This is a genomic window from Micromonospora sp. NPDC023633 (assembly GCF_040640035.1).
In the GTDB taxonomy this organism is placed as follows: Bacteria; Actinomycetota; Actinomycetes; order Mycobacteriales; family Micromonosporaceae; genus Micromonospora.
This window is the reverse complement of record NZ_JBFABB010000231.1, coordinates 1-5,325: the sequence shown is the minus strand read 5'-3', so window position 1 is coordinate 5,325 and position 5,325 is coordinate 1. Positions and strand designations below refer to the sequence as shown.

The 5,325-nt window shown below is 74.9% G+C and carries 5 protein-coding genes and 1 pseudogene; 2 read left to right on the top strand and 4 right to left on the bottom strand.

Annotated elements, in window-relative coordinates; genetic code table 11:
- Positions 1-1,029 (top strand): annotated as a pseudogene (locus AB0G13_RS33920) (hypothetical protein); the annotation flags it as partial.
- A gap of 68 nt (positions 1,030-1,097) precedes the next feature.
- Here the strand turns inward: AB0G13_RS33920 and AB0G13_RS33915 are convergent.
- The 3 genes from AB0G13_RS33915 to AB0G13_RS33905 all read right to left on the bottom strand — a co-directional run bounded on the left by AB0G13_RS33915 (position 1,098) and on the right by AB0G13_RS33905 (position 4,075).
- A complete protein-coding gene (locus AB0G13_RS33915) occupies positions 1,098-1,607 on the bottom strand; it encodes a hypothetical protein (RefSeq protein WP_357883555.1) in 510 nt (169 codons plus the stop codon).
- Positions 1,608-1,849: 242 nt separating this feature from the next.
- Positions 1,850-3,175, bottom strand: a complete 1,326-nt coding sequence (locus AB0G13_RS33910; protein WP_357883552.1) for an AAA family ATPase — start codon at positions 3,173-3,175, stop codon at positions 1,850-1,852.
- Positions 3,176-3,205: 30 nt separating this feature from the next.
- Entirely contained in the window at positions 3,206-4,075 is an 870-nt protein-coding gene (locus AB0G13_RS33905; protein WP_357883549.1) for a sugar phosphate isomerase/epimerase family protein, read from the bottom strand.
- Positions 4,076-4,209: 134 nt separating this feature from the next.
- On the opposite strand from AB0G13_RS33905, the gene AB0G13_RS33900 reads away from it, so the two are divergent.
- Entirely contained in the window at positions 4,210-4,530 is a 321-nt protein-coding gene (locus tag AB0G13_RS33900; protein WP_357883546.1) for a GYD domain-containing protein, read from the top strand.
- A gap of 36 nt (positions 4,531-4,566) precedes the next feature.
- Here AB0G13_RS33900 and AB0G13_RS33895 read toward each other — a convergent pair.
- The coding region (locus AB0G13_RS33895; RefSeq protein ID WP_357883543.1) for an FAD-binding oxidoreductase at positions 4,567-5,325 on the bottom strand (759 nt) is incomplete at its 5' end.

The following is a 5,325-nucleotide window of genomic DNA, read 5'->3' as shown; positions in this document are numbered from 1 at the left end:
GGCCGCCCGGTCGGCGCCGCCCGAACCGCCGCGCCGCGCCATGCCCGGACCCAGGCCCGGACGCGACGCGGGGTCGCGCCCCCGCACCGGGCCGGCTCCCCGGCAGAGGCGGACGGCATCCCGCGCCCCCGCCGGCCCCTCGCCTCCGAGTCCGTCGCGCTCCGACCGGCGCGCCGCCGGACGCACCCGCCGCGGTCCCGGCTGCGGATGCTGGCGGCGCTGATGGGCGGGGTCTCCCTGGTCTCGCTGGTCACCGTCGGCGTCGTCGTGCTCCACGGAGGCGACCGGTCGTCCATGGGGCTGCACATCCGTCCCGTGGCGCCGCCGACGGAGAGTTCGCCGTCGAGCGTCGACGCGAGCACCCAACTCGCCGACCTCGCGCTCGCGGTCGCCGGCCGCCCGTCCTCGGCGGCGGAGGGCCCGTACACCTCGATCTGCCTGCGGGTCTGGTCGCCCCCGGCGAACCTCGCGCCGGGGGTCGACCCCGGCACCTACCGGGACGAGCAGCTCTCGTGGAGTCGGAAACGCTCCGGCCGGCGGGTCGTCACCCCCGTCGTGGCCGGTCGGCGCTCGACCGAGCCGCAGGTGTCCCGGTACCGGGAGGGAGAGCTGACGGAGATCCCGCCCGAGCCGTCGGCCGACCCGACGGAGCTGCGCGAGCAACTCACGGCGCTGCTGGACGAGCTGCCGCCGGAGCTGCGCAACGCCGCCGGCCTGATGGAGCTGGTCAGCCGCCTCCAGCGGTACCACCTCCTCGGGCCGGGACAGCGCTCCGCCCTGCTCCACGTGCTGGCGACGACACCGGGCATCACGGTCCGGGGCAGCTACCCCGACTGGGCCGACCGGCCGGGCCTGGCGTTCAGCGCCGACGCCGGCCAGGGGCGGCGGGAGACGCTCCAGTTCGACCCGGACAGCGGGGAGCTGCTCAGCCACCAGACGACGATCGTCGCCGGAAACCTGACCCTCGGCTACCAGCTCTTCCTGAGCCGGACGCGGACGGACTCCAGCACGGCCGGCAGGTGCCGCTGACGCCCCTCCGGCCCGCCCCATGCCGGCCGACGGCCGGGCGCCTCGGCCAGGTCGGCGGGAAGGCGCCGTCAGACGCAGCGGCGCTCGACGTAGTTGGCCCAGTTCCGGTAGGGGGCCGCGTCGCTGCGGACCCGGTTCGCCGCGCCGACGTCGAAGAGCCGGGTGCCGTAGTAGTAGAACGAGACGGATCCGCTGGCGAGGTTGTAGTGGGCCGACTCGACGCGGTACTGCCACTGCCAGGTGAACAGGCTCTGCCGGCCGCAGTCGGAGAGGCGGCCCCGGGGATAGCCGTAGCTGGGCCGGTCGTAGAAGCAGAACCAGCCCTGCGGGCAGTCGGCCATGCCGTACGTCCCCACCGGGGCGCGCAGCGTGACGACGAACGCGCCACCGCCGTAACTGATCTCGTTGTCGTTGATCGGCGTGCCGCCGGGATGCGTCGACAGGTACCGCCGCAGCTCCTCCCGGGCGGCGGCCCGGTCGCGTACGCCGGCGGACGCCGACCCGGGCGCGGTCACCAGGACCAGGGCGCAGGCGAGAACCGCCGCGAGGGCGGCACGGAAACGAATTGCACTGACCATTCGACACCTCGCGATGTGGGCGCGCAGGGGACGAGCGACGGGACCGCCGGCCAGGTGGGCCGGCGGACCACGGGTCGGGCTACGGCGATCGGTAGCACCGTGGTCAGGATAGGAATCGTGACGCGCTGATCACCATCGGTGACGAGACAGCAAATGCGCACCATGTTGACAACGCCCATTTCGAAGGTTTCCAACCGGCATCACATTGCCGTATGCAAATTTCCTGGCAGTTTTCGGCCGGGTCAGGTGGTCGACGTCGTGCCGGCGAGCAGCGCGAGGATCGTCTGGTTCGCCTCCCAGCCGTCGGGGAACTTGACCGGCACGTCGAGGTGCACGGTCTCCGTCGACGGGTGGGCGTCCAGCAGCGCGCCGATCCCGGCGCGCGCCACCACGATGCACGCCTGGCGGTGCCGCGACGTCAGCACGCAGAGCCGCCCCGACTCCAGGTGGAACGCGGTGGCGTCCCGCCGACCGGAGAGCGGGTGCAGCACGATCGTCACGTCGTACTCCCGGCCCTGGAGCCGGTTGGCGGTGTCGACGGTGATGCCGGCCCCCGCCGGACCCAGGTGCGCCCGGATGGCCGCGACCTGGTCGCGGTGGGCGGCCCCGACGGCGATCCGGTCGGCGGTGACCGGCGCGCCCTGCGGCGCGTGCTCGCTGACGGCGACCGCGCCCCGCTCAAGCACCCGCAGCGCCAGGGCCGCGCAGGCCGAGGCGGCCTCGCCATCGGTACGCAGCGTCTGCCGCGCCGGCAGCTCGTGCAGCGCCCAGCCGGTGGCGGCGGCCAGCTCCACCGCCCGGTCCAGGGCGTCCCCGACCCCGGGCTCGCCGAGGCGCAGCGCCCGGTCGGCCGGGCCGGTGCCGGCACGGAAGCCGGTGAACGGGTAGAACGCCGCCGCGACCACCGGCGCCGCCGAGGCGGGCAGCCGCCACGACACCGGCAGCCGGTGCACCGGCAGCTCCGGGTTGTGCCGCAGCAGCACGGCCACCGCCGACTGCATCGGATCCCAGGTCAGGCCCGTCCAGCGCCCCGTCTCCACGGTCGAGAACGGGTCGAGCTGACCGGGATCGCCGACGAACAGCGCCCGCTCGAACCGCCCGGCCACGCGCAGCAGGGCGTCCGAACGCATCTGGTACGCCTCGTCCACGATCGCCCACGGCCAGGAGCCCTCGGCGACCGTGGCCCACTTGGCGGCCGTACCGACGATGACGGCCGGACCGCCGAGGTCGGCGACCTTCGCGGCGACCCGGACCGTCTCGTGGCCCCGCACCCTCTCCGACGGCCGGTAGTCGGCGGCGGAGAGCCGCCCGATGCGCAGCTCGGGCGCCTTGCGCGCCAGGCGGTCGATGAGGTCGTCGACCTGCTCGTTGGTCTGCGCGACGATGATCAGCGGCTCGCCGGCGGCGGCCAGCTCGACGGCGGCGCGCACCACCAGGGTCGACTTGCCGGCCCCCGGCGGGGAGTCGACCACCACCCCGCGATGCTCGCCGGAGCGCAGGTCGGCCAGTACGGCGGTGATGACCCGCTCGGCCTCGACCGCCGGCGGCACCTCCAGCCTCGTACGCACGACCTCACCTCCCACCGGATCACCGGGACATTACGCCTGCCCCGCCGCCGAGCGGTGACGCCGTGCCCCGGTCAGGCCGCGCAGGAAGGCCAGCCCCTCGACGGCGAGGGTGTCGGGGTCGGCGGCGAGGGGCCGCCACACGGACATCGGCACGGCCAGGGCCTCGGCGGTGAACGACTCGATGTTCACCTGCCCGGCGTAGCCGATGCCCGTCAGCGCGTCGAACATCCCCGGCCAGTCGAGGTGGTCGCCGCCGGGCGCCCCGCGGTCGTTGCCGCACACCTGCACGTGGACGAGCCGGTCGCCGGCCAGCCGGATGGCGGCCGGCAGGTCACGCTCCTCGATGTTGAGGTGGAAGGTGTCCAGGGCGAGGCCCAGGCCGGCGATCCCGTCCACCACCTCCAGCGCCTGGTCGACGGTGTTGAGCAGGCTCGTCTCGAACCGGTTGAGCGGTTCGAGGGCGATCGTCACGCCCTGCCCGGCGGCCTCGTCGGCCAGCGGCCGGAGCCGCCGCACGAGGCGGGCGGTGGCGGCCCGCCGGGCGTCCGCGTCGAGTAGCCACCGCCGACCGGCCGGGGCGTAGAGCGGGCCCGCCACCACGGCGGCCCCCACCCGGCTCGCGGCCCGCACGCAGTGCCGCACGAACTCCTCCGTACGCCGCACGACCTCCTCGTCGTCGGCGAGCAGGTCGTGCTCGGGAAGCAGGCCGGCGCAGACGGCGGGGGCCAGCTCCAGCCCGGCGAGCAGGTCGGCGGCCCGCGCGGGATCCCAGTCCCCCGGCGCCTGGACGGTCAGCTCGACGGCGTCGAAGCCCCACGCCCGGATCCGCGGGGCCAGTTCGGCGAGCGCCTCGTCGGTCAGCGGCGCCGCCCACGCCCACGTGTTGATGCCGATCCGCACTTGTGCCCTCTCGCCGTCGCCTCGATGAGGCCGTCGACTGTAGAGGGTCGATGGCTGCCCAGGAAACCTGGAGTGGCAGGACTAGTCACCGTCACACCGGGTACCCGCGCGCCGGATGTGGAGGTGGTGCCTGGATGGCGAAGTTTCTGCTCACGTCGACCTACACGGTCGAAGGGCTCAACGGGTTGAGGCAGGACGGCGGGACGAAACGCGCCGAGGTGATCCGAGCGCTGATCGAGAACTCCGGTGGCCAGATGGAGGCGATGTACTTCGGGTTCGGCCAGTACGACACGTACGTGGTGTGCGATCTTCCCGACCACACGACCGCCGCAGCCCTGGCCGTCACCATCCGGGCGGCCCGCGGCCTGGACACCCGGATCAGCCCGCTGCTGACCGCCGAAGAGGTGGACGAGGCGCTCCGGATCCACGTCGCGTACCAGCCGCCCGGGGCCTGACCCGTCGAGCCGCGCGCCGGCTTGCGGAGCTGGCCGTCAGGGCGCCATCTCCGACGGCAGGTGGATGCGGGCGGCGGGCACCCCGGCGGCGAGCAGCCGCAGCCGCGCGCCAGCGAGCATCGGCGGCGGACCGCAGACGTACACGTCGTCCTCGGGGCGATGGTGGTCGAGGGCGATGGTGAGGGCGTCGCCCTGCTCGGCGGGCTCGGCCCCGGGGTCGTGGCTGAAGGCGGGCAGGACGGTCAGCCAGTCGTGGGCCTGCTGGAGCTTGTCGAGGGTGGGCGCGTCGTGCAGGTCCGCGAAGGTGCGCGCGCCGACGACCAGGGTCACCCGCCGGCCGTCGGGTGCGGCGGCGACCTGCTCGACTAGGGCGCGCAGCGGCGCCAGGCCGGTGCCGCCGGCGACGAGCAGCAGGTCTCTCCGCGCGGACGGGTCCAAGCGCAGGCCGGCGTCGCGCGGCGGGCCGAGATGGAGCAGTTCGCCGGGGCGTACGTCGTGGACGAGGGTGTGGGCCACGGCCCCGGCGGCGACGGCGCAGACGTGCAGCTCGACGGTGCCGTCGGGGCGCGGGGCGTTGGCCGGGGAGAGCCAGCGCCAACGGCCGGGCCGGCGCGGCGTGCAGACCGGGACCGCCTGGCCGGGCCGGTGGGGTAGGCGCTGCCAGGGGCGTACGGTCAGGATCGCGATCGTGTCGCACGGCCGGTCGTGGCTGATCACCTCGGCGGGGCACCAGGCCGGCCCGTCGTCGGCGCGGGCGGCGGCGCGGCGCACGGCCACGTCGGCGCGGCGGCCGGC